The 19,300-nt window shown below is 67.3% G+C and carries 21 protein-coding genes and 1 pseudogene; 15 read left to right on the top strand and 7 right to left on the bottom strand.

Going from position 1 to position 19,300, the window contains the following annotated elements:
• From glyA to QZM67_RS32180, 7 genes and pseudogenes are all read left to right on the top strand, one after another.
• Nucleotides 1-377 (top strand): annotated as a pseudogene (glyA, locus tag QZM67_RS32210) (serine hydroxymethyltransferase); the annotation flags it as partial.
• A gap of 6 nt (nt 378-383) precedes the next feature.
• A complete protein-coding gene (gene nrdR / locus QZM67_RS32205) occupies nt 384-863 on the top strand; it encodes a transcriptional regulator NrdR (protein WP_006476792.1) in 480 nt (159 codons plus the stop codon).
• Nucleotides 864-1,016: 153 nt separating this feature from the next.
• Nucleotides 1,017-1,580, top strand: coding sequence for a GspH/FimT family pseudopilin (locus tag QZM67_RS32200; protein WP_301809528.1), 564 nt, complete (start codon nt 1,017-1,019; stop codon nt 1,578-1,580).
• Between the two features lie 5 nt (nt 1,581-1,585).
• Nucleotides 1,586-1,987 carry a hypothetical protein gene (locus QZM67_RS32195; protein WP_301809526.1) on the top strand — a complete coding sequence of 134 codons (402 nt, stop codon included), beginning with the start codon at nt 1,586-1,588 and terminating at the stop codon, nt 1,985-1,987.
• Nucleotides 1,977-2,810, top strand: coding sequence for a PilW family protein (locus tag QZM67_RS32190; protein ID WP_301809524.1), 834 nt, complete (start codon nt 1,977-1,979; stop codon nt 2,808-2,810). The genes QZM67_RS32195 and QZM67_RS32190 overlap by 11 nt, the downstream gene beginning before the upstream one ends.
• A 146-nt stretch (nt 2,811-2,956) precedes the next feature.
• Nucleotides 2,957-3,472: a hypothetical protein gene (locus tag QZM67_RS32185; protein ID WP_301809522.1), complete on the top strand. Its 516-nt coding sequence runs from the start codon at nt 2,957-2,959 to the stop codon at nt 3,470-3,472.
• Nucleotides 3,472-3,918, top strand: a complete 447-nt coding sequence (locus tag QZM67_RS32180) for a type IV pilin protein (RefSeq protein ID WP_175021783.1) — start codon at nt 3,472-3,474, stop codon at nt 3,916-3,918. The genes QZM67_RS32185 and QZM67_RS32180 overlap by 1 nt, the downstream gene beginning before the upstream one ends.
• Before the next feature lie 54 nt (nt 3,919-3,972).
• On the opposite strand, the gene QZM67_RS32175 is transcribed toward QZM67_RS32180, so the two are convergent.
• The 3 genes from QZM67_RS32175 to QZM67_RS32165 form a co-directional block, all read right to left on the bottom strand.
• Entirely contained in the window at nt 3,973-4,416 is a 444-nt protein-coding gene (locus QZM67_RS32175) for a DUF3318 domain-containing protein (protein WP_043189413.1), read from the bottom strand.
• Nucleotides 4,417-4,459: 43 nt separating this feature from the next.
• Nucleotides 4,460-4,849: a phage holin family protein gene (locus QZM67_RS32170; protein WP_175021784.1), complete on the bottom strand. Its 390-nt coding sequence runs from the start codon at nt 4,847-4,849 to the stop codon at nt 4,460-4,462.
• A 123-nt stretch (nt 4,850-4,972) separates the two neighbouring features.
• Nucleotides 4,973-5,275 (bottom strand): YqjD family protein, encoded by a 303-nt coding sequence (locus tag QZM67_RS32165; RefSeq protein WP_006494044.1) that lies wholly within the window; start codon nt 5,273-5,275, stop codon nt 4,973-4,975.
• A gap of 318 nt (nt 5,276-5,593) precedes the next feature.
• Between QZM67_RS32165 and QZM67_RS32160 the strand changes: the two genes are divergently transcribed.
• Nucleotides 5,594-6,232 (top strand): peroxiredoxin, encoded by a 639-nt coding sequence (locus tag QZM67_RS32160; protein ID WP_043189406.1) that lies wholly within the window; start codon nt 5,594-5,596, stop codon nt 6,230-6,232.
• A gap of 150 nt (nt 6,233-6,382) precedes the next feature.
• Here the strand turns inward: QZM67_RS32160 and QZM67_RS32155 are convergent, their stop codons facing one another.
• Nucleotides 6,383-7,570, bottom strand: a complete 1,188-nt coding sequence (locus tag QZM67_RS32155; RefSeq protein ID WP_301809516.1) for an acyl-CoA dehydrogenase — start codon at nt 7,568-7,570, stop codon at nt 6,383-6,385.
• Nucleotides 7,571-7,933: 363 nt separating this feature from the next.
• Between QZM67_RS32155 and QZM67_RS32150 the strand changes: the two genes are divergently transcribed.
• Both QZM67_RS32150 and QZM67_RS32145 read left to right on the top strand, forming a co-directional pair.
• Nucleotides 7,934-8,725: an IclR family transcriptional regulator gene (locus QZM67_RS32150; RefSeq protein ID WP_175021785.1), complete on the top strand. Its 792-nt coding sequence runs from the start codon at nt 7,934-7,936 to the stop codon at nt 8,723-8,725.
• Between the two features lie 154 nt (nt 8,726-8,879).
• Complete coding sequence (locus QZM67_RS32145; RefSeq protein ID WP_301809515.1) at nt 8,880-9,290, top strand: GFA family protein; 411 nt, start codon at nt 8,880-8,882, stop codon at nt 9,288-9,290.
• A gap of 173 nt (nt 9,291-9,463) precedes the next feature.
• On the opposite strand, the gene QZM67_RS32140 is transcribed toward QZM67_RS32145, so the two are convergent.
• A complete protein-coding gene (locus QZM67_RS32140) occupies nt 9,464-10,267 on the bottom strand; it encodes an EAL domain-containing protein (protein WP_043189398.1) in 804 nt (267 codons plus the stop codon).
• Between the two features lie 364 nt (nt 10,268-10,631).
• On the opposite strand from QZM67_RS32140, the gene QZM67_RS32135 reads away from it, so the two are divergent.
• The 5 genes from QZM67_RS32135 to fahA are packed head-to-tail and all read left to right on the top strand — an operon-like array spanning nt 10,632 to nt 16,561.
• On the top strand, nt 10,632-12,293 hold the full coding sequence (locus QZM67_RS32135) for an FAD-dependent oxidoreductase (protein WP_301809513.1): 1,662 nt from the start codon (nt 10,632-10,634) through the stop codon (nt 12,291-12,293).
• 28 nt (nt 12,294-12,321) lie between these two features.
• Nucleotides 12,322-12,552: a DUF2783 domain-containing protein gene (locus tag QZM67_RS32130; RefSeq protein WP_175021788.1), complete on the top strand. Its 231-nt coding sequence runs from the start codon at nt 12,322-12,324 to the stop codon at nt 12,550-12,552.
• A complete protein-coding gene (locus QZM67_RS32125) occupies nt 12,549-13,910 on the top strand; it encodes an MFS transporter (RefSeq protein WP_301809509.1) in 1,362 nt (453 codons plus the stop codon). Before QZM67_RS32130 ends, QZM67_RS32125 begins: the two co-directional genes overlap by 4 nt.
• 15 nt (nt 13,911-13,925) lie before the next feature.
• Nucleotides 13,926-15,260 (top strand): homogentisate 1,2-dioxygenase, encoded by a 1,335-nt coding sequence (gene hmgA, locus QZM67_RS32120; protein WP_301809508.1) that lies wholly within the window; start codon nt 13,926-13,928, stop codon nt 15,258-15,260.
• A complete protein-coding gene (gene fahA, locus QZM67_RS32115) occupies nt 15,257-16,561 on the top strand; it encodes a fumarylacetoacetase (RefSeq protein WP_301809504.1) in 1,305 nt (434 codons plus the stop codon). The genes hmgA and fahA overlap by 4 nt, the downstream gene beginning before the upstream one ends.
• A gap of 114 nt (nt 16,562-16,675) precedes the next feature.
• Here fahA and QZM67_RS32110 read toward each other — a convergent pair whose 3' ends face one another.
• Together QZM67_RS32110 and QZM67_RS32105 are read right to left on the bottom strand one after the other, a co-directional pair.
• Nucleotides 16,676-17,836, bottom strand: a complete 1,161-nt coding sequence (locus tag QZM67_RS32110) for an MFS transporter (RefSeq protein ID WP_089449992.1) — start codon at nt 17,834-17,836, stop codon at nt 16,676-16,678.
• Nucleotides 17,837-17,929: 93 nt separating this feature from the next.
• Nucleotides 17,930-19,099, bottom strand: coding sequence for an MFS transporter (locus tag QZM67_RS32105; RefSeq protein ID WP_043189386.1), 1,170 nt, complete (start codon nt 19,097-19,099; stop codon nt 17,930-17,932).
• Between the last annotated feature and the right edge of the window lie 201 nt (nt 19,100-19,300).

Here is a 19,300-nt window from a genome sequence, read left to right as displayed (position 1 = left end):
AGAACGCACGCGTGCTGGCTGAAACGCTGGTGAAGCGCGGTCTGCGGATCGTGTCGGGCCGTACGGAAAGCCACGTGATGCTGGTCGACCTGCGCGCAAAGAACATCACCGGCAAGGCAGCGGAAGCAGCGCTGGGTGCGGCGCACATCACGGTGAACAAGAATGCGATCCCGAACGATCCGGAAAAGCCGTTCGTGACGAGCGGCGTGCGCCTGGGTTCGCCGGCAATGACGACGCGCGGCTTCGGTCCGGCGGAAGCGGAACAGGTGGGCAACCTGATCGCGGACGTGCTGGACAACCCGGAAGATGCAGCGACGATCGAGCGCGTGCGTGCGCAGGTCGCCGAGCTGACCAAGCGTTTCCCGGTCTATCGCTGATCGACGATGCGCTGCCCGTTCTGCCGGCATGACGACACGCAGGTCGTGGACTCGCGCGTGTCCGAAGATGGCGCCGCGATCCGGCGGCGCCGTCGCTGCTCGGCTTGCGACAAGCGCTTCACGACGTACGAGCGGGTCGAGCTGTCCCTGCCGTTCGTCGTGAAGAAGGACGGCAGCCGCACGGAATTCGACCGTCGCAAGATCGTCGCCAGCATGCAACTCGCGCTGCGCAAGCGGCCGGTTGCTGCCGACGCGATCGACGCGGCGGTCGCCCGCATCGAGTATCAACTGCTCGCGACAGGCGAGCGCGAAGTGCGTAGCGAGAAGCTCGGCGAACTCGTGATGAACGAGTTGCGCGGCCTCGATACGATCGCTTATGTCCGCTTCGCATCGGTGTACCGCCGGTTCGAGGACGTTTCCGAATTTGCCGACGTGATCGAAGAGTTCCGTCGCGCCTCTCCCGCCAAGACTCCGCGTAAGCGCTGACGCGCTGCGTCCGTTCATCGTCTTCTCCGTTGGGTCAGTTCGCGCCGATTGTGTCGATCGCGATCGCATGCCACCAGTCGGCCATTCGGCAAATGGTGCGCGTCCGCACACGCCGCTACAGTCGTCGCATCACCCCGGCGAAGGACGACTGCGATGGCACTGCACGCTCAACCCCTGAAATATGTATTGCAACGCTCGGGCGGGTTCACGCTCGTCGAGCTGATGGTCGCCATCTCGCTGGCGGCGGGGCTCGCGCTCTACGTGGCACCCGCGTTCGACCAGTGGCGCATGCGCGAACGTGTGGACGCACGCTCGCGCGCGTTGCTCGGCGCGCTGTCGTTTGCGCGCACCGAGGCGACGCGTCTCGGCGTGCGCGTCACGCTGTGCCGGGCCGCGAGCGGCGGCACCTGCCTGCGTGCCGGTGAGCGGTGCGATCCGGCCGAATGGTCGTGCGACTGGATCGTCAGCGGGCAGGTCGACGGGCAGTCGCGCGTGCTGCGGCGCTATCCGCACGATGCCGAAGTGGCCGTCGCGGGTGCCGCGCACGATCTCGCGTTCGCACCGCCGGTCGGTCAGGCAATCGGTGGCATCCGGCGTTTCGAATTGCGTCCGCGACGCGACGTGCCGGGGGCTGGCGACGCGCGAGTATCGCGTTGCGTGCGGATCGCGGCAGGCGGCCGGGCGCGAGTTGTCGCCGGCCGCTGCGACGCGGCGTGAGCATCATGCGCAATGCCATGCGCGGCACGTCGCTGATCGAAGCGATGCTGGCCGTCGCGCTGCTCGCGACCGTGATGCTGGCTGTAGCGGGTAGCCAGCTTGCGATGGCGCGTGCGCAGCGCGCGACGATCTGGCGCGAGCGCGCGCTGTGGCTGGCCGATGCGCGTATCGAGCGCTTGCATGCAGTCGCCGGAGCCGACGATGGCCTCGCGGCGCGGGCTGCGGCGTCGCTGCCCGGCGGCGCGATGACGCGCGGTGACGGGCCGGATGGCGTCCGCTACGCGGTTGTCGGCTGGCACGGCGGCAGTGCGGCTACCGGGTCGCGATGCGAAGCGGCGGGCAGGTCGGTGCAGCCGCCGTCATGCGTCCGGATTCCATATCGGGAGGTCGACGCCGATGAACGCTGATCGCCGCATGCGCGCGCATACGCTGCTTGAAGTGTTGATTGCGATGACCGTCGGTTTGCTCGTGCTCGTCGCGGCCGGTGCGTTGTACCACGCGCAGCGCGTTGCGCAGCGGCGCGCGGACGACGGGTTCCGGATGCGCGATGCAGCCGCCACGGCACTGATGCTGATCGGCCAGCAGATCCAGATGGCCGGTTTCCGGCCGCTCGATGCGGACGGGGTGTCGTCATTGCCGCCGGTGTTCGGCTGTTCGATGGCGCGCGTGAGGGGCGATGGCGCACAGGTACGGTGCGAGCCCGTGCGCGCTGCGTCGGACGCGTTGTTGATCCGGTATGTCGGCGATGCCGTGTCGACGTGGCCCACCGTAAGCGGCCAGGTGTCGGATTGCCTCGGGCAGGGTGTCGGCGTGTCCGGCGAGCGTGCGCGGGTGGAGAACCGCTTCGACGTCCATGTCAGTCCGTCGACGGGCGAGCCCGAACTGTATTGCGAAGGAAACGGCCGTCCGGGTACGCCGCAGCCGGTCGTGTCGGGAATCGACCAACTGCAGGTGCGCTATCTTCGCCGCGGCGGCACGCAGTTCGTCGATGCCGGTGCAATGCGGAGCGACGATTGGCCCGATGTCGTGGCCGTGCACGTCTGCGTGCGTGCGCGCGGCGAACCGGCGGGCAAACCGGCGCGACACGTCGATTGCGACGGCCGCACTGTCGTTGCGCAAGACGGCCGCGCGCGTCTGACGCTCGATCGCATCGTCGCGTTGAGGAATGCCGAACACGCAGTCGACGATACGTTGCGCGATGCAACGGATAAACGCGAGGTGCCGCGATGAACGGAGCGGGGCAGTACGCGGCGAAGAGATTGCGATGCGTCGCGGCAGGCGATACGCATGAGCATATCGCGACGCACGGCGACGAGCCGCTGCGGGCTGCAGGTGCGGAAGCCCCGACGACAAGCCGGCGAGCGTCGCGCATACGCTTGCGGTCAGCCAGCCGCGATTGGCATCGCGATGCGGGCCTTGCCTTGCCCGCGGTGATCGCGGTTGGCGCGGCGGTTGCGGCGCTGACTGGCACGTGGTTCGAAGCCGCCCTGACGGAGTCGCGCCGCACGCGTGCGTTGTCCGATCGGCTGGTCGCATTTCACGCGGCCGATGCCGCGCTTGCTGCGTGCACCGCACGATTGCGCCGGGGTTCCGCGCCCTACGTGAGCGAACGCGAGTCGCACACGGAGCCGGACGCGTGGCGGCGCATGCCGGCGCTGGCGGCCGCCGAAGCGTTTGCGCCGTTCGCCGGCTGGCCGATGGCTGCGCAACCGCCGCGATGCCTGATCGAAGCATGGCGCGGGGCAGGGCCGGCAGGCAGCCGCGCTTATGTCGTCACTGCGCGTGGCGTCGGTGCGCATGCATCGAGCGCCGTCTGGCTGCAGCATCAGGTCGCGATACGCGACGGACACATCGTCGCCTTGCGCTGGCGTCGCGTCGCGACAGTGCTTTGATGAACGGCCGCACGTCGGTGTACCGTTCGGCGGGATTTACGCTGATTGAGTTGATGATCGTGCTCGCGATCGTCGCGGTACTGGCCGGATGGAGCATCCCGTCGTATCGCGCGCATGTCGCGCGCGTTCATCGCGCGTCGGCGGTCGCCGCGCTGTACCGGGCGGCCCAATATCTCGAAACGCGGGACGGTGCGCCGCCTTCGGCATTACCGGATGCGCTCGCGCAGGCGCCGCCGGACGGGCGCGCGGTCTATCGAGTGGCGATCAGGCGGCCGGACGGCGGTGATTCGCCGGTGAGCTACGAACTGGAAGCCATCCCGCTCGACGCGGGCCCGATGCACGACGATGCGTGCGGTGCCTTCACGCTGCGCTCGGACGGGACGAAGGGCAATGTGCGAAGTGATGGCGCCGATGAACAGGTCGCGGTGTGCTGGGGTGTGCGTTGAGGTCGGATGGAAGGCGCGCCACGGCGCGTGGCCGTGCGCGCAGGATGCCGATGGTCAGTCGTCGTGCGTGTCGAGCCCGCGCTCGTTGCGGGACTGCTTCCAGATCCGGTAGACCTCCCATGCAGCGAAACCGAGGGTGCCCCACTTCAGCGCGGGCCCCGCGCTCGCGCGCAGCAGCGAGCGAACGGGTTTTGCGAGCACGAGCGATGCGAGCGAGCTCAGCATCGGATACTGGTTGACGAGCTGGCCGAGGCTCGCGTTCAGGTTCTTGGCCGACTGGCTGAACTTGTTGCTGGACAGGCCGGGGATGAACACCTTGAGCCAGCTGAAGCGCGTGACGGCCTGGCGCATTTCGCCGGCGGCTTCCGCGAGTTCGAGCCGCTCGACTTCGGATCGCAGGATCAGCAGTTCCTTGCGGAGCGCGCGATGCTGCGACGCGCTCCAGTTCGATCGCGACGAATGGGAGCGAGGTGAATTGCCCGTGATGTTCTGGCTCATGGCGCGTCGGCGAAGTAGGTGGAAGGGGGGAGCGCGATTGCGTTCACGGCTTGCCGCGGAACAGTTCGCGGTCTTTCTCGATCTCGGCGAGCGTTGCCTCGAATACGGTCGGCGCATCGCGCAGGCCCGAGCGGGCCTTCAGTGCGCATACGATGCCGCCTGTGGCATACAGCGCGGTGATCGCCGCGAGCGACTGCCAGCGGTAGGTATCCCAGAACGCGATCGCGACAAGCACGGTGAGGCTGATCAGTGCCATCGTCGCGAGCATCATCGCGGCGAGCCCGAGGAACAGCACGCCCAGCAGGCGCTCCTTCTCCTCGGCAAGCTCGATGCTCACCAGTTCGAGGCGCGTTTGCAGAAGTCCGATCGCGGAGCCGACGAGGCGGCGCAGCGGTCCTTGGCCGGACGGCTGCGAGGTGGTGTCTGTCGTCATGGGTGAGGTGCGTGCGCGTGCAGTGTGCAGCTAGGACAAAGCCGGCCGGCGGAAACCGCCGGCTGGCTTCGACGCCCGCAGGCCGCGCGACGCGGCCAACGGGACGAAACGGCGCAGAGCGCGTTACTTGCGGTTGATCAGCAGGCCGATCAGCACGCCGACGCCTGCGGCGACGCCGATCGACGTCCACGGATGCTCGTGCACGTAATCGTCGGTCGCGCGTGCGGCCTTCTTGCCTTTCTCGACCACCACGACCTGGACGTCGGCCGCCTTTTCCTTGGCCTGCTTCAGGCGCGACATGGCTTTTTCGCGCAGCTCGGCCGCACGGTCGCCCGTGCTGCTCGCAGCTTGCTTGAGCAGGTCTTCGGCGTCCGAGAGAACGGTTTTGATATCCGACATCAGTTTCTCCTTGTTGATTTCCGACATTGCAACTCCCTTCATGCTGTCATGCTGCAGGTTCACATCGTAGCGAAACGCCTGCCAGCTGGCGAGCCGGGAAGACACACGACGGCCGTGCAAGACCGCATGGTAAACGACTTGTAATCATCAACAGAGCGGCAAACGGGGTGAAAAGTTTCCCGCGTGGTCGCGCGTCCTGCGCCGACGCCGGGCAAAAATGACAAAAAAGTATGAATATCAAACGGAATAATCGTTCGCACGACCCATTGCTTCCCGTAAGCTGACAGACTTTCCCGCGCCGATCCGGGCGCGGTTTCAACCAGCATCGTTCGAGGAGGGAACATCATGAGTCTGCGTCTTGGCGACATCGCACCGGATTTCGAGCAGGAATCGAGCCTGGGCCCGATCAAGTTTCACGACTGGCTGGGTGACAGCTGGGGTGTCCTGTTCTCGCATCCGGCCGACTACACGCCGGTGTGCACGACCGAACTCGGGCTGACCTCGAAGCTGAAGGGCGAATTCGAGAAGCGCAACGTGAAGGTGATCGCGCTGTCGGTCGACGGTGTCGAATCGCACAAGGGCTGGATCAACGACATCAACGAAACGCAGTCGACAGTCGTTGGTTTTCCGATCATCGCCGATGCGGACCGCAAGGTTTCGCAGCTGTACGACATGATCCACCCGAACGCGAACGAAACGCTGACGGTGCGTTCGCTGTTCGTGATCGACCCGAACAAGAAGGTGCGGCTCACCATCACGTACCCGGCCAGCACGGGGCGCAATTTCGACGAAGTGCTGCGCGTGATCGACTCGCTGCAGCTGACCGACAACTACAAGGTCGCGACGCCGGGCAACTGGAAGGATGGCGACGACGTCGTGATTGTGCCGTCGCTGCAGGATCCGGAAGAGCTGAAGAAGCGCTTCCCGAAGGGCTTCAACGCAGTGCGTCCGTATCTGCGCCTCACGCCGCAGCCGAACAAGTAAGCAGCGGCTGCGCGCGAACGCGGTACCGGGCTGGCGCCCGGTGCGCGGCTCCGATGAAAAACGGCCCGCCCGGCAGTCATGCCGGGCGGGCCGTGTCTTTTGCGCGTGCTCGTGCGCAGCATGGCTGCCGCGCACGCCGCACCCGGACGATCAGAAGAACGCCTGGATGCCCGTCTGCGCGCGGCCGAGGATCAGCGCGTGGATATCGTGCGTGCCTTCGTACGTGTTGACCACTTCGAGGTTCACGAGGTGGCGTGCGACGCCGAATTCGTCGGAGATCCCGTTGCCGCCGAGCATGTCGCGCGCGAGCCGGGCGATGTCGAGCGCCTTGCCGCACGAGTTGCGCTTCATGATCGACGTGATCTCGACGGCCGCCGTGCCTTCGTCCTTCATCCGGCCGAGGCGCAGCACGCCTTGCAGGCCGAGCGTGATTTCGGTCTGCATGTCTGCGAGCTTCTTCTGGATCAGCTGGTTCGCGGCGAGCGGCCGGCCGAACTGCTGGCGGTCGAGCACGTACTGGCGCGCGGTGTGCCAGCAGGACTCGGCGGCGCCCAGCGCGCCCCATGCGATCCCGTAGCGGGCCGAGTTCAGGCACGTGAACGGGCCTCGCAGGCCGCTCACGTTCGGCATCAGGTTCTCTTCCGGGACGAATACCTCGTCGAGGACGATCTCGCCGGTGATCGACGCGCGCAGCCCGACCTTGCCGTGGATCGCCGGTGCCGACAGGCCCTTCCAGCCTTTCTCGAGGATGAAGCCGCGAATCGCGTCCTTGCCGTTTTCTTCCAGCTTCGCCCACACGACGAACACGTCGGCGATCGGCGAGTTCGTGATCCACATCTTCGCGCCGGACAGCGAGTAGCCGCCGGGCACCTCCTTCGCGCGGGTGACCATGCTGCCCGGATCGGAGCCGTGGTTCGGCTCGGTCAGCCCGAAGCAGCCGATCCATTCGCCGGTCGCGAGCTTCGGCAGGTATTTCTGCTTCTGCGCGTCGGAACCGAATTCGTGGATCGGCACCATCACGAGCGACGACTGCACGGACATCATCGACCGGTAGCCCGAATCGACGCGCTCGACTTCGCGGGCGATCAGCCCGTAGCTCACGTAATTGAGGCCGGGGCCGCCGTATTCCTCGGGAATCGTCGGACCGAGCAGGCCGACTTCGCCCATCTCGCGGAAGATTTCGGCGTCGGTACGTTCGTGGCGGAACGCTTCGGTCACGCGCGGCGCGAGCTTGTCCTGCGCGTACGCTTGCGCGGCATCGCGCACCATCCGCTCTTCTTCGGTCAGTTGCTGGTTGAGCAGCAGCGGATCGTCCCAATGAAAAGTTGCAGCACTCATCGTCTCATCTCCTGTCGACCCGAGTTAGCGCTTCAGCGCTTACTCGGGTCCCATGCTTTGCGGTCGACCCGAGTTGGGCACTTCAGCGCTTACTCGGGTCCCATGCTTTGCGGTCGGCCCGAGTCGGGCACTTCAGCGCTTACTCGGGTCCCATGCTTTGCGGTCGGCCCGAGTTGGGCACTTCAGCGCTTACTCGGGTCCCATGCTTTGCGTTTGGCCCGAGTCGGCACTTCGGCGCTTTCCCGAGCCCCATGCTTTACGGTCGGTCCCTGATTCAGCCGGGTTTGTTGCCTGAGAGTTTGCTTGACGGAAGTTCCGCTGTGCGGAACAATGTTTTGCAAATCGAACCCAGTGTAGCACCAGATGACACTTTCAACCATCGACGAAACCACGATCGACGAACGCAAGTTCGTCGTCGCGCTCGCGCGCGGGCTCGACCTGCTGCGCGCATTCCGGCCCGGCGAGACGATGCTCGGCAACCGCGACTTTGCGGAGCGCACGGGGTTGCCGAAGGCAACCGTGAACCGGCTCGCCTACACGCTGACCGTGCTCGGCTACCTCCGCTACGACGAGACGCTCGGAAAGTATGCGCTCGACGCCGGCGTGCTGTCCCTCGGCTACGCGCTGCTGTCGGGCTCGGGGACGATCGACCTCGCGCGGCCGCACATGCAGGCGCTCGCGCGCGATATCGGCGCGGCCGTGTCGCTCGGCTGTCGCGACGGGCTCGACATGATCTATCTGGAGACGATCCGCAGCGAGACCGCGCTGACGCTCGGGCTTGCGCCCGGCTCGCGGCTGTCGATGCTGACGAGCTCGATGGGGCGCGCGTACCTGGCCGTGCAACCGGAGGACGTGCGCCGCGCGCTCTATGCGGAACTGCATCGCGCGGCCGGCGGCGCGGCCGACGCCGATGCGCTCGTCGCCGCCGCGCAGCACGCGGTGGCCGAGTTCTCGGCAGGCGGTTGCTGTTATTCGTTCCGGGCGTGGCACATGGACGTCAACGCGGCGGCCGTACCGTTTCGCGAGCCGCGCGAGGGGCGCTGGCTGATCCTGAGCTGCAGTGGCCCCGCGTCGTCGATGGACGAGGACGTGTTCCGTACGCAGGTCGGGCCGAAGCTGAAGGCGCTCGCGCAGCGGCTCGGGCAGACGGCCTGAGCAAAGAGCGCGAGCGGTAGCGGTGCCGTCGCCGTCGCCGGCACCGGCACCGGCGACAACGCAAGAGAGCGATACCGCCGCCTCCGCCGCCGGTTGTGCCACGGGCGAACCGCGCGCATGATCGTTCGCCAGCTCACCGACGAAGAGGGTTGCCATGTCTCACGCAGAACCGATGGAAGGCGGATGCGCATGTGGCGCGATCCGATACCGGATCGCCCATGTTCCGACTGACGCCGGCTTTTGCCACTGCCGGCTCTGCCAGCGCACGACCGGCGCAGCGGTCGTCGCGTCGGCATCGGTGCCGATCGACGCGTTCGAATACCTTCAAGGTGAGCCGACGGTCTATGCGTCGAGCGCGTGGGGTGAGCGGCGCTTCTGTGGCCGTTGCGGCGCACAGCTCGAATACCGGCAAATCGATGCACCCAAGACGGTCGAGATCAATTCCGCGACGCTCGACGAGCCATCACGGCTGCGTCCGGCCTGGCATGTCTGGTACGGGGATCGCTATCCGGGCATCGAGATCGACGACGATCTGCCCAAGTACGACGATGGCGGACGAGCGTAAGCGGTAATCGCCGGCACCGCCGGCGCCGGAAGCGAAGGGCGCCCACGAAGCCGGTCTTTCAGCGAGGTCGGCAACAACCCGCCGGACATCGGACGGCCGGTCACGCCAGACGACCCGATCCTCCCGACACATCACCCGCGCCCCACATCCGGCATGCCGGCCACCTCATCCACTCACGCCGTCACGACCTTCGCAAACACGGGCCCCTGCATGAACCGCACGTCGTGCTGGCGCAGCAGTTCGCACTGCGTTTCGTCGACGACGCCGTCGAAGATCAGCGGAATCCGCACGCGCTGCGCATACGCGACGAGCGCCTTGACCATCCCGTCGCGCAACGCGATGCCCGCATCCATCTTGATGTAGTCGGGGCGCGCCATCTCCGATTCGACCGCGAGGATGCGGCCCGGGTCGGGCAGCTTGTCCGCGACCTTGAAGCCGTGATGCTGGTAGCTGCGTGTCAGGTAGCCGAGGAAGGTCTTGTGCGCGACCGCGACCGCCGGCAGCTCGATCACGATCCGCTCGCTCGGCAGCCCGAAGCGCTGCAGCACCGACGAGAAGTGCTTGCCGTGGTCGTACTTCACGCTCTTCAGCAGCCGCTCGTGCACGCGCAGGAACAGCAGCCCGTGGCGCTGCGCGCCGAAGAAGTTTATCGAGTGCAACGTGCGCGACAGGCGGTCGATCGCGACGAGCGTCTGGTCGTCGACGGCCGAGTCGACCGGATCATGCGGCGCGCCCGTGACGACGGTGACGGCCTGGAAGCCGAGCTCGTCGCCGTAGCGCTCGATTGCGTCGGCGAACGACGTCGATTGCGGCACACCCGGCATCGTCACGTCGTAGATCGGTTCGTAGGCGCTGCCGAGCGTGCGCTCGGGCAGGTTCGCGCTGGCGGTGCCGCCATCGGCGAGCGTGAGGTGATCCCGCAGATACGGCAGTTGCCCCGCACGGGCGACCAGCTCGGGAATGGTGGGCGGAATCATCGGCGTAAGAAGGAAAAACGGCGGCCGAACGGGCCGCCTCGTAGCTTGATATTAGCAGCGCCGGCCAAGCTCGGCTTGGCGTTTCGTTCATATCGTTATCCCGTCCTCGATGCTTCGCCTAGGGTTTACGTTGATTTCACTATTCGTAATTGGTTTTACTATTCGTAAATCCAGGATTTGTCGCCGATCAAGAAATGCGGCATGCGGGCGCCGCGAAACGGCGCCGTTCACGAATCAACAGGAAGCAAGGAGCGAGACGTGGCGGTTGACAGGAATTGCACGCGGGAGGGCGGCGCGGCGCGCCGGCAGGCGATGGACGGGATGACGGGCGGGCTGGCGCGCGCCCGGCAGGGTTGAGGGGCGGATGGCGACCATGAGCATCGATTACCAGACGCTGAAGTTCGAATACCGCGCGCGTGCGCAGGACACCGCCGTTCACCCGGTGATCGTCGTCGGCGCGGGCCCGGTGGGCCTCGCGGCCGCGATCGACCTCGCGCAGCAGGGCGTGCCCGTCGTGCTGCTCGACGACGACGACACGCTGTCGACCGGCTCGCGCGCGATCTGCTTCGCGAAGCGCACGCTCGAGATCTTCGACCGGCTCGGCTGCGGCGAGCGCTTCGTCGACAAGGGCGTGAGCTGGCACGTCGGCAAGGTGTTCCTGCAGGACGAGCAGCTCTACGCGTTCGACCTGCTGCCCGAGGAAGGGCATGCGCGCCCCGCGTTCATCAACCTGCAGCAGTACTACGTCGAAGGCTATCTGGCCGACCGCGCGTTCGAGCTGCCGAACATCGACATCCGCTGGAAGCACAAGGTGACGGGCATCGACCAGTCGTCCGAGCACGCGGTGCTGACGATCGAAACGCCGGAAGGCGTCGCGACGCTGCGCGCACAGTACGTGATCGCGGCCGACGGCTCGCGCAGCCCGATGCGCACGATGATGGGCCTCGAAAGCCACGGCCGCACGTTCAAGGACCGCTTCCTGATCGCCGACGTGAAGATGAAGGCGGAGTTTCCGACCGAGCGCTGGTTCTGGTTCGATCCGCCGTTCCACCCAAATCAGTCGGTGCTGCTGCATCGCCAGCCCGACAACGTGTGGCGCATCGACTTCCAGCTCGGCTGGGATGCCGACCCCGTCGCCGAGAAGCAGCCGGAGCGCGTGATCCCGCGTGTGCGCGCGCTGCTCGGGCCGGATGTCGAGTTCGAGCTCGAATGGGTGAGCGTCTATACGTTCCGCTGCCAGCGGATGGAGTCGTTCCGTCACGGCCGCGTGCTGTTCGCGGGCGATTCCGCGCATGGCGTGTCGCCGTTCGGCGCACGCGGTGCGAACAGCGGCGTGCAGGATGCCGACAACCTCGCGTGGAAGCTGAAGCTCGTGCTCGACGGCCGCTCCGCCGACAGCCTGCTCGACACGTATGCGAGCGAGCGCGAGTTCGCGGCCGACGAGAACATCCGCAACTCGACGCGCTCGACCGACTTCATCACGCCGAAGAGCCCGGTGTCGCGGGTGTTCCGCGACGCGACGCTGAAGCTCGCGCGTGACTGCGAATTCGCGCGCAAGCTCGTGAACAGCGGCCGCCTGTCGGTGCCGGCGGTGCTGGCCGATTCGCCGCTGAACACGCCGGACCGCCACGGCGACGCCTTCGCGGGCGCGATGCGGCCGGGTGCCGCGGCAGCCGATGCGCCGGTGCGGACGCAGGGCGCGTCAGGCTGGTTGCTGCAGCATCTGGGCAGCGGCTTCACCGGCGTGCTGTTCGGGTTGCCGGGCGACGCGGCCGCGCTTGCGCAGGCGCTCGACGGCCTCGCGCTGCCGGTGCGGCCCGTGCTCGTCGTGCCGGCCGGGCACGCGCAGCCGGTCGCGGGTGTCGTCGTCGTGGAGGACGTCGACGGCTTCGCCGCGCAACGCTACGACGCGAAGCCCGGCACGTTCTACCTGCTGCGCCCCGACCAGCATGTCTGCGCCCGCACGCGCACGCTCGACCGTCAGGCGCTTGCCGACGCCCTGGCGCGCGCGACCTGTGCACGCTGAAAACGATAAAGACACCGGAGACTCCGTCATGCCCTCACTCGACACCCGCCCGCGCCTGGCTGACCCGGACGCGTTCTATGAAGCGCTGATCGACATGCATCGCGACCTGTCCGACGCCGACAGCCAGCTCGTCAACGCGAAGCTGATCCTGCTGCTCGCGAACCAGATCGGCGACACCGACGTGCTGCGCGAAGCGATGACGCTCGCGCGGCAGGGCGTGACGCCGCCCGTGCATCCGGCTGCCGAGGTCGCGCAATGAGCGCGGCGCCGACCGACGCACGCGTGCTCGAAGTCGAGTGCGTGATCGACGATACCCATCGCCCGGGCTTCCACTGGATGTTGCTCGTGTTGTGCGGGCTGTGCCTCGTGATCGACGGTTTCGATGCGCAGGCGATGGGCTACGTCGCGCCGAGCGTGATCGCCGAATGGGGCGTGCCGAAGCAGGCGCTTGGGCCCGTGTTCAGCGCGAGCCTGTTCGGGATGCTGCTCGGCGCGCTCGGGCTGTCGGTGCTGGCCGACCGGATCGGGCGGCGCCCGGTGCTGATCGGCTCGACGCTGTTCTTCGCGGTGACGATGCTCGCGACGCCGTTCGCGGGCTCGATTCCGGTGCTGATGGCGCTGCGCTTCGTCACGGGCCTCGGCCTCGGCTGCATCATGCCGAATGCGATGGCGCTGGTCGGCGAGTTCAGCCCGGCTGCGCATCGCGTGAAGCGGATGATGATCGTGTCGTGCGGTTTCACGCTCGGCGCGGCGCTCGGCGGCTTCATCAGCGCCGCGCTGATTCCGGCCCTCGGCTGGCGGTCGGTGTTCTTCGTCGGCGGCGCGGTGCCGCTCGTGCTGACGGTCGCGATGGTCGCGCGGCTGCCCGAGTCGCTGCAGTTCCTGGTGCTGAAAGGGCGCGTCGCGCAGGCGCGCGACTGGCTCACGCATTTCGCGCCGCAGGCCGGCATCGATGCGAACACGCGGCTCGTCGTGCGCGAGCGCGCCGCGACCGGCGCACCGGTCGCCGAGCTGTTCAGCCATGGCCGCCTGCCGGTCACGCTGCTGCTGTGGGCGATCAGCTTCATGAACCTGATCGATCTGTACTTCCTGTCGAACTGGCTGCCGACCGTGATGCGCGACGCGGGCTATTCGCCCGGCACGGCGGTGATCGTCGGCACGGTGCTGCAGACGGGCGGCGTGATCGGCACGCTGTCGCTCGGCTGGTTCATCGAACGCCACGGCTTCGTGCGCGTGCTGTTCGCATGCTTCGCGTGCGCGGCCGTGTCGGTGGGGTTGATCGGCTCGGTCGCGCATGCGCTGCCGTGGCTGCTGGTGGTGGTGTTCGCGGGCGGGTTCTGCGTGGTCGGCGGGCAGCCGGCCGTCAACGCGCTCGCAGGCCAGTATTACCCGACGTCGCTGCGCTCGACGGGCATCGGCTGGAGCCTCGGCATCGGCCGGATCGGCTCGGTGCTCGGGCCGCTCGTCGGCGGACAACTGATTGCGCTCAACTGGTCGAACGGTGCGCTGTTCCACGCGGCCGCAGTGCCCGTGCTGTGCTCGGCGCTGTTCGTCCTCGGGCTTGCCGGTGTGACGCGGCGCAACGGCGCGCAGGCGCCGAACGCCGCGATGAATTGAGGGAGAAAGGAAACGATGACGCTTGACCTGTCGAAACCGGCGACCGCCGGTTACCTGAGCGGTTTCGCTAACGAGTTCGCGACCGAGGCACTGCCCGGCGCGTTGCCGCACGGCCGCAACTCGCCGCAGCGCGCGCCGTACGGGCTGTATGCGGAGCAATTGTCGGGCACGGCGTTCACCGCGCCGCGCGGCCACAACCGCCGCTCGTGGCTGTACCGCATCCGCCCGGCGGCCGTGCACCGGCCGTTCGAGCCGTACGCTGGCCCGCAGCGGCTCGTGTCGGAATTTGGCGATTCGGTCGACGTGCCGCCGACGTCGCCGAACCAGCTGCGCTGGGATCCGCTGCCGATGCCGGTCGATCCGACCGATTTCGTCGACGGTCTCGTGACGATGGCCGGCAACGGCTCGGCCGCCGCGATGAACGGTTGCGCGATTCATTTGTATGCCGCGAACCGCTCGATGCACGATCGCTTCTTCTACAGCGCGGACGGCGAACTGCTGATCGTGCCGCAGCAGGGGCGGCTCTTCATCGCGACCGAATTCGGCCGGCTCGACGTCGAGCCGTTCGAGATCGCGGTGATCCCGCGTGGCGTGCGTTTTTCCGTCGCGCTGCCGGACGGCGACGCGCGAGGCTACATCTGCGAAAACTTCGGCGCGCAACTGCGCCTGCCGGATCTCGGCCCGATCGGCTCGAACGGTCTCGCGAATCCGCGCGATTTCCTGACGCCGCAAGCCGCCTACGAAGACCGCGAAGGCGCGTTCGAGCTGATCGCGAAGCTGAACGGCCGCCTGTGGCGCGCGGACATCGGCCATTCGCCGCTCGACGTCGTCGCATGGCACGGCAACTACGCGCCGTACAAGTACGACCTGCGCCTGTTCAACACGATCGGCTCGATCAGCTACGACCATCCCGATCCGTCGATCTTCCTGGTGCTGCAGTCGCAGAGCGATACGCCGGGTGTCGACACGATCGACTTCGTGATCTTCCCGCCGCGCTGGCTCGCAGCCGAGGATACGTTCCGCCCGCCCTGGTTCCACCGCAACGTCGCGAGCGAGTTCATGGGGCTCGTGCACGGCGCGTACGACGCGAAGGCCGAAGGCTTCGTGCCGGGCGGCGCGAGCCTGCACAACTGCATGTCGGGCCACGGGCCCGACGCGGATACGTTCGAGAAGGCGTCCGCGAGCGACACGACGAAGCCGCACAAGGTCGACGCGACGATGGCGTTCATGTTCGAAACCCGCACGCTGATCCGGCCGACGCGCTACGCGCTCGACACTGCGCAGCTGCAGGCCGACTACTTCGAATGCTGGCAAGGCATCAAGAAACATTTCAATCCGGAGCAGCGATGAGCGATACCCAAGACTGGCGCGCGACGCTCGACCCGGCTCGCAAGAGCTGGGTCGAGACGGCGAACGATTCCGCCTGCGATTTCCCGATCCAGAACCTGCCGTTCGGGATCTTCAGCGATGCGAAGCAAGCGTCGCGCCGTGCAGGCGTGGCACTCGGCGACCAGATCGTCGATCTCGCGGCGCTCGCGCGCGCGGGCCTCGTGACGCTGCCGGCCGGCGCCGATGCCTTCGCCGCGCCGACGCTCAACCCGTTCATCGCACTGGGCCGCGACGCATGGCGCAGCGTGCGCGTGCAGCTGTCTGATTTGTTTTCGCGCGACAATGCGCGGTTGCGCGACGATACGGCGCTGCGCGCGCAGGTGCTCGTCGCGCAGCGCGACGCGACGCTGCATCTGCCGGTCGACATTCCCGGCTATACCGACTTCTATTCGTCGAAGGAGCACGCGACCAACGTCGGCTCGATGTTCCGTGATCCGAAGAATGCATTGCTGCCGAACTGGTCGGAGATGCCGATCGGCTACAACGGCCGCGCGTCGTCGGTAGTCGTGAGCGGCACGTCGGTGCGGCGTCCGAACGGGCAACTGAAGCTGCCCGACCAGGAGCGTCCGGTGTTCGGTGCATGCCGCAAGCTCGACATCGAACTCGAGACGGGCTTCATCGTCGGCCAGGGCAACGCGCTCGGCGAGCCGATCGCGTGCGAGGACGCGGAAGCGCATATCTTCGGGATGGTGCTGCTGAACGACTGGAGCGCGCGCGACATCCAGCAGTGGGAATACGTGCCGCTCGGCCCGTTCAACGCGAAGACGTTCGCGACGACGATCTCGCCGTGGATCGTCACGCTCGACGCGCTCGAACCGTTCCGCACCGCGCAGCCGGAGCAATCGCCGCAGCCGCTCGCGTACCTGCAGCACGCAGGCAAGCATGCGTTCGACATCGCGCTCGAAGTGACGCTGCGCGAGGAAGGGGCGGCCGAAGCAACCTCGATCTGCCGCACGAACTTCAAGCACATGTACTGGACGATGGCGCAGCAGCTCGCGCATCACACGGTCGCGGGCTGCAACACGCGAGTGGGCGACCTGATGGGTTCGGGCACGATCAGCGGGCCGACGAAGGATTCGTTCGGCAGCCTGCTCGAACTGACGTGGAACGGCAAGGAGCCGGTCACGCTGAACGGTGGCGGCAGCCGCGCGTTCATCGAGGACGGCGACGAGCTCACGCTCGCCGGCTGGTGCCAGGGCGACGGCTATCGCGTCGGCTTCGGTACGTGTGTCGGCAAGATCCTGCCGGCGTTGAAGGCGTAACGCGCAACGTGGCGCGAGCATGAGCAAGACGGCCCGCATTGCGCGGGCCGTCGTCGTTTCGAAGTCGGCGTATTCAGTGAAAGGGCGGAGCGCGGTGGCGTGCTCGCGCCAGCGTCAGACCGCGCGTTGCAATGCGGCGCGACGTTCCCACAGCGCGGCCGCGACGAACGCCGCGACGCAGACGACCAGCACGCCGACCAGCGCGTTGCTGCCCAGTTGCTCCATCAGCGCACCGGCGACCAGCGGGCCGCCGAAGCTCGCGGCGCTCCACGACGCCGACACGAGCGAGCTTGCGGTGACGAGCGCCGCACCGCGGAAGCGTTGGCCGCACGCGACGAGCGACAGCGTATAGATGCTGCCGGCCGCCGCGCCGAGCACGAATAGCAGCGGCCAGCACAGCCACGGATTCGCGATCACGAACGGCAGCAGCGGCAGGCCCGCGAGCACGATCCAGCCTGCGCCGAGATGCACGCGTTCGCGGCCGAGCTTGTCCGCGAGCCAGCCGATCGGGAACTGCATCGCGGTATCGCCGAATAGCATGATCGACGCGAGCAGCACGGCCGTGGCACTCGCGACGCCGTGATCCATCGCGTAGAGCGGCAGCAGCGACAGCGCGAGCGTATCGAACAGCGCGAAGAAGCCGGTGCCGATGATCAGCGCGGGCATGCGCGGCAGCACGGCGAGCCAGTGATCGTGCTGCGCGTGATGCGCGTCGTCGCCGGCGAGCGGCGCGCGCCGGATCGTCGCGAGCGTCGGCAGCGCGAGCAGGAACAGCGCGCCGCACAGCGCGAAGCGGATGCTCGTCGCGCCCGCGATCTGGCTCACGAGCACGGGGCCCGCCATCTGGAACAGCGTGAAGTTGGTCGCGTAGATCGCGACGACACGGCCGCGGGTCGAATCGTCGGCGAGCTGGTTGACCCACGCTTCGCCGATCGTAAACAGCAGCATCAGCGCCGCGCCGCACAGCACGCGCAGCGCGCCCCACAGAATCAGGTTCGACGTGAACTGCATCAGCGCGGTGGCGGCCGCGAGCAGCACGACCGATACGACGATCGCGCGGCGCGAGCCGATGTGTCGCGCGAGCGCGGTGACGAACGGGACGATCGCAAGGCCGCCGAGGGCCTGCGCGGCCGTCAGCATGCCGACGACGTTGGTGCCGTGCCCGGCTTCGGTCAGCGCGAGCGCGGTGAGCGGCAGCGTGGCGCCGGTGCCGAGACCGACGACCGCGACGCTCAGAATGAGGGCGAGGAAATCGCGATTAAGAATGGCTTTCATCGGGCGCGATGCTACACCTCGGACCTTGAAAGGTCCATGAAGGCCATCAGCTTCGAGTGGAGTTGTGCACGCAACGATTTCAACAGGGTTGAGTTACACGTATTCGGTCGGCACGGCCACCGGGCGGCGTTCGAGCGACGCCGACCACAGCGTGAGCGCGAGTGCTGCGACGGCCATCGCGACGCCGACCCACGGCAGGTTCACGAGCGACATGCCGGAGCCGATCGCCATCCCGCCGAGCCACGCGCCGGTTGCGTTGCCGAGGTTGAACGCGCCCTGGTTCAGCGTCGACGCGAGGTTCGGCGCGTCGCTGGCGCGGTCGACGATCAGGATCTGCAGCGGCGGCACGATCGCGAACGCGAGGATGCCCCACACGAAGATCGTCGCGAGCGCGGCGAACGGCAGATGCATCGTGCCCGCGAACAGCGCGAGGATCACGCCGATCAAGGCGAGCGTCGCGATCAGCGACGGCATCCGGCGCCAGTCGGCGAGCTTGCCGCCGAGCGTGCCGCCGACCGTCAGGCCGAGGCCGAACAGCAGCAGCACATAGGTGACCTGGCGTGGCGAGAAGCCCGTCACGTCCTCGAGGATCGGCGTGATGTACGTGAACACGCTGAACAGGCTGGCCGATGCGAGCACGCTGATGCCGAGCACCATCAGCACCTGCGGATGCTTCAGCACGCTGAATTCGCGCGTGATGCTGGTGTCGGGCATCGCGAGGTTCTTCGGCAGGCAGACGGCGAGCGCGGCGGCCGCGGCAATGCCGATGCCGGTGACGGCCCAGAACGTCGCGCGCCAGCCGAACGCCTGGCCAAGCGCGGTGCCGAGCGGCACGCCGAGCACGTTTGCAAGGGTGAGGCCGGTGAACATCAGCGCGATCGCCTGCGCGCGACGGTTCGGCGCGACGAGGTTGCTCGCGACCACCGAGCCGATCCCGAAGAACGCGCCGTGGCAGAACGCGGTGACGACGCGTGCGGCCATCAGCACCGCATAGCCCGGTGCGATCGCGCAGAACAGGTTGCCCGCGATGAACAGCCCGATCAGGCCCATCAGCGCACGTTTGCGCGGCATCTTCGCGGTGACGATCGCGAGGATCGGCGCACCGATCGTCACGCCGAGCGCATAGCCGGACACGAGCATCCCGGCGGCCGGGATTGACACGCCGAGGTCGCGCGCGACATTGGGCAGCAGCCCCATGATCACGAACTCGGTGGTACCGATTCCAAATGCGGCGACGGCGAGGGCGAAAAGAGGTAAGGGCATCGCGGTAGGCTCGGGAAAAGCCGCCGCTCGGGCGGGCGCGGGATGCGCGGGACGGGCGGACGGTAAGGCGAACGACAGCCGCGATTCTACTTCAGTGAAAACCCCTATGCTTGGGGCCAAAACGGATGTTGCCGGCGTGCGACGGGGCAGTGTGCGAGACGCTCACAGTGTGGGATTCGACGCGGTTTGCGGCGGCGAATG

Source organism: Burkholderia sp. AU45251 (genome assembly GCF_030482905.1).
GTDB classification, from domain to species: domain Bacteria; phylum Pseudomonadota; class Gammaproteobacteria; order Burkholderiales; family Burkholderiaceae; genus Burkholderia; species Burkholderia aenigmatica.
Note: the sequence above shows the minus strand (reverse complement) of the source record. Positions and strands in the feature narration are given on the sequence as shown.

What these genes read in the sequence shown, in the direction of transcription:
- QZM67_RS32110 (WP_089449992.1), bottom strand. Translation starts at nt 17,836, where the DNA reads ATGAAAGCCATTCTTAATCGCGATTTCCTCGCCCTCATTCTGAGCGTC.
- hmgA (WP_301809508.1), top strand. Translation starts at nt 13,926, where the DNA reads ATGACGCTTGACCTGTCGAAACCGGCGACCGCCGGTTACCTGAGCGGT.
- QZM67_RS32135 (WP_301809513.1), top strand. Translation starts at nt 10,632, where the DNA reads ATGGCGACCATGAGCATCGATTACCAGACGCTGAAGTTCGAATACCGC.
- QZM67_RS32155 (WP_301809516.1), bottom strand. Translation starts at nt 7,570, where the DNA reads ATGAGTGCTGCAACTTTTCATTGGGACGATCCGCTGCTGCTCAACCAG.
- QZM67_RS32165 (WP_006494044.1), bottom strand. Translation starts at nt 5,275, where the DNA reads ATGTCGGAAATCAACAAGGAGAAACTGATGTCGGATATCAAAACCGTT.
- QZM67_RS32180 (WP_175021783.1), top strand. Translation starts at nt 3,472, where the DNA reads ATGAACGGCCGCACGTCGGTGTACCGTTCGGCGGGATTTACGCTGATT.
- QZM67_RS32160 (WP_043189406.1), top strand. Translation starts at nt 5,594, where the DNA reads ATGAGTCTGCGTCTTGGCGACATCGCACCGGATTTCGAGCAGGAATCG.
- QZM67_RS32145 (WP_301809515.1), top strand. Translation starts at nt 8,880, where the DNA reads ATGTCTCACGCAGAACCGATGGAAGGCGGATGCGCATGTGGCGCGATC.
- nrdR (WP_006476792.1), top strand. Translation starts at nt 384, where the DNA reads ATGCGCTGCCCGTTCTGCCGGCATGACGACACGCAGGTCGTGGACTCG.
- QZM67_RS32130 (WP_175021788.1), top strand. Translation starts at nt 12,322, where the DNA reads ATGCCCTCACTCGACACCCGCCCGCGCCTGGCTGACCCGGACGCGTTC.
- QZM67_RS32175 (WP_043189413.1), bottom strand. Translation starts at nt 4,416, where the DNA reads ATGAGCCAGAACATCACGGGCAATTCACCTCGCTCCCATTCGTCGCGA.
- QZM67_RS32150 (WP_175021785.1), top strand. Translation starts at nt 7,934, where the DNA reads ATGACACTTTCAACCATCGACGAAACCACGATCGACGAACGCAAGTTC.
- QZM67_RS32105 (WP_043189386.1), bottom strand. Translation starts at nt 19,099, where the DNA reads ATGCCCTTACCTCTTTTCGCCCTCGCCGTCGCCGCATTTGGAATCGGT.
- fahA (WP_301809504.1), top strand. Translation starts at nt 15,257, where the DNA reads ATGAGCGATACCCAAGACTGGCGCGCGACGCTCGACCCGGCTCGCAAG.
- QZM67_RS32140 (WP_043189398.1), bottom strand. Translation starts at nt 10,267, where the DNA reads ATGATTCCGCCCACCATTCCCGAGCTGGTCGCCCGTGCGGGGCAACTG.
- QZM67_RS32170 (WP_175021784.1), bottom strand. Translation starts at nt 4,849, where the DNA reads ATGACGACAGACACCACCTCGCAGCCGTCCGGCCAAGGACCGCTGCGC.
- QZM67_RS32125 (WP_301809509.1), top strand. Translation starts at nt 12,549, where the DNA reads ATGAGCGCGGCGCCGACCGACGCACGCGTGCTCGAAGTCGAGTGCGTG.
- QZM67_RS32200 (WP_301809528.1), top strand. Translation starts at nt 1,017, where the DNA reads ATGGCACTGCACGCTCAACCCCTGAAATATGTATTGCAACGCTCGGGC.
- QZM67_RS32190 (WP_301809524.1), top strand. Translation starts at nt 1,977, where the DNA reads ATGAACGCTGATCGCCGCATGCGCGCGCATACGCTGCTTGAAGTGTTG.
- QZM67_RS32195 (WP_301809526.1), top strand. Translation starts at nt 1,586, where the DNA reads ATGCGCAATGCCATGCGCGGCACGTCGCTGATCGAAGCGATGCTGGCC.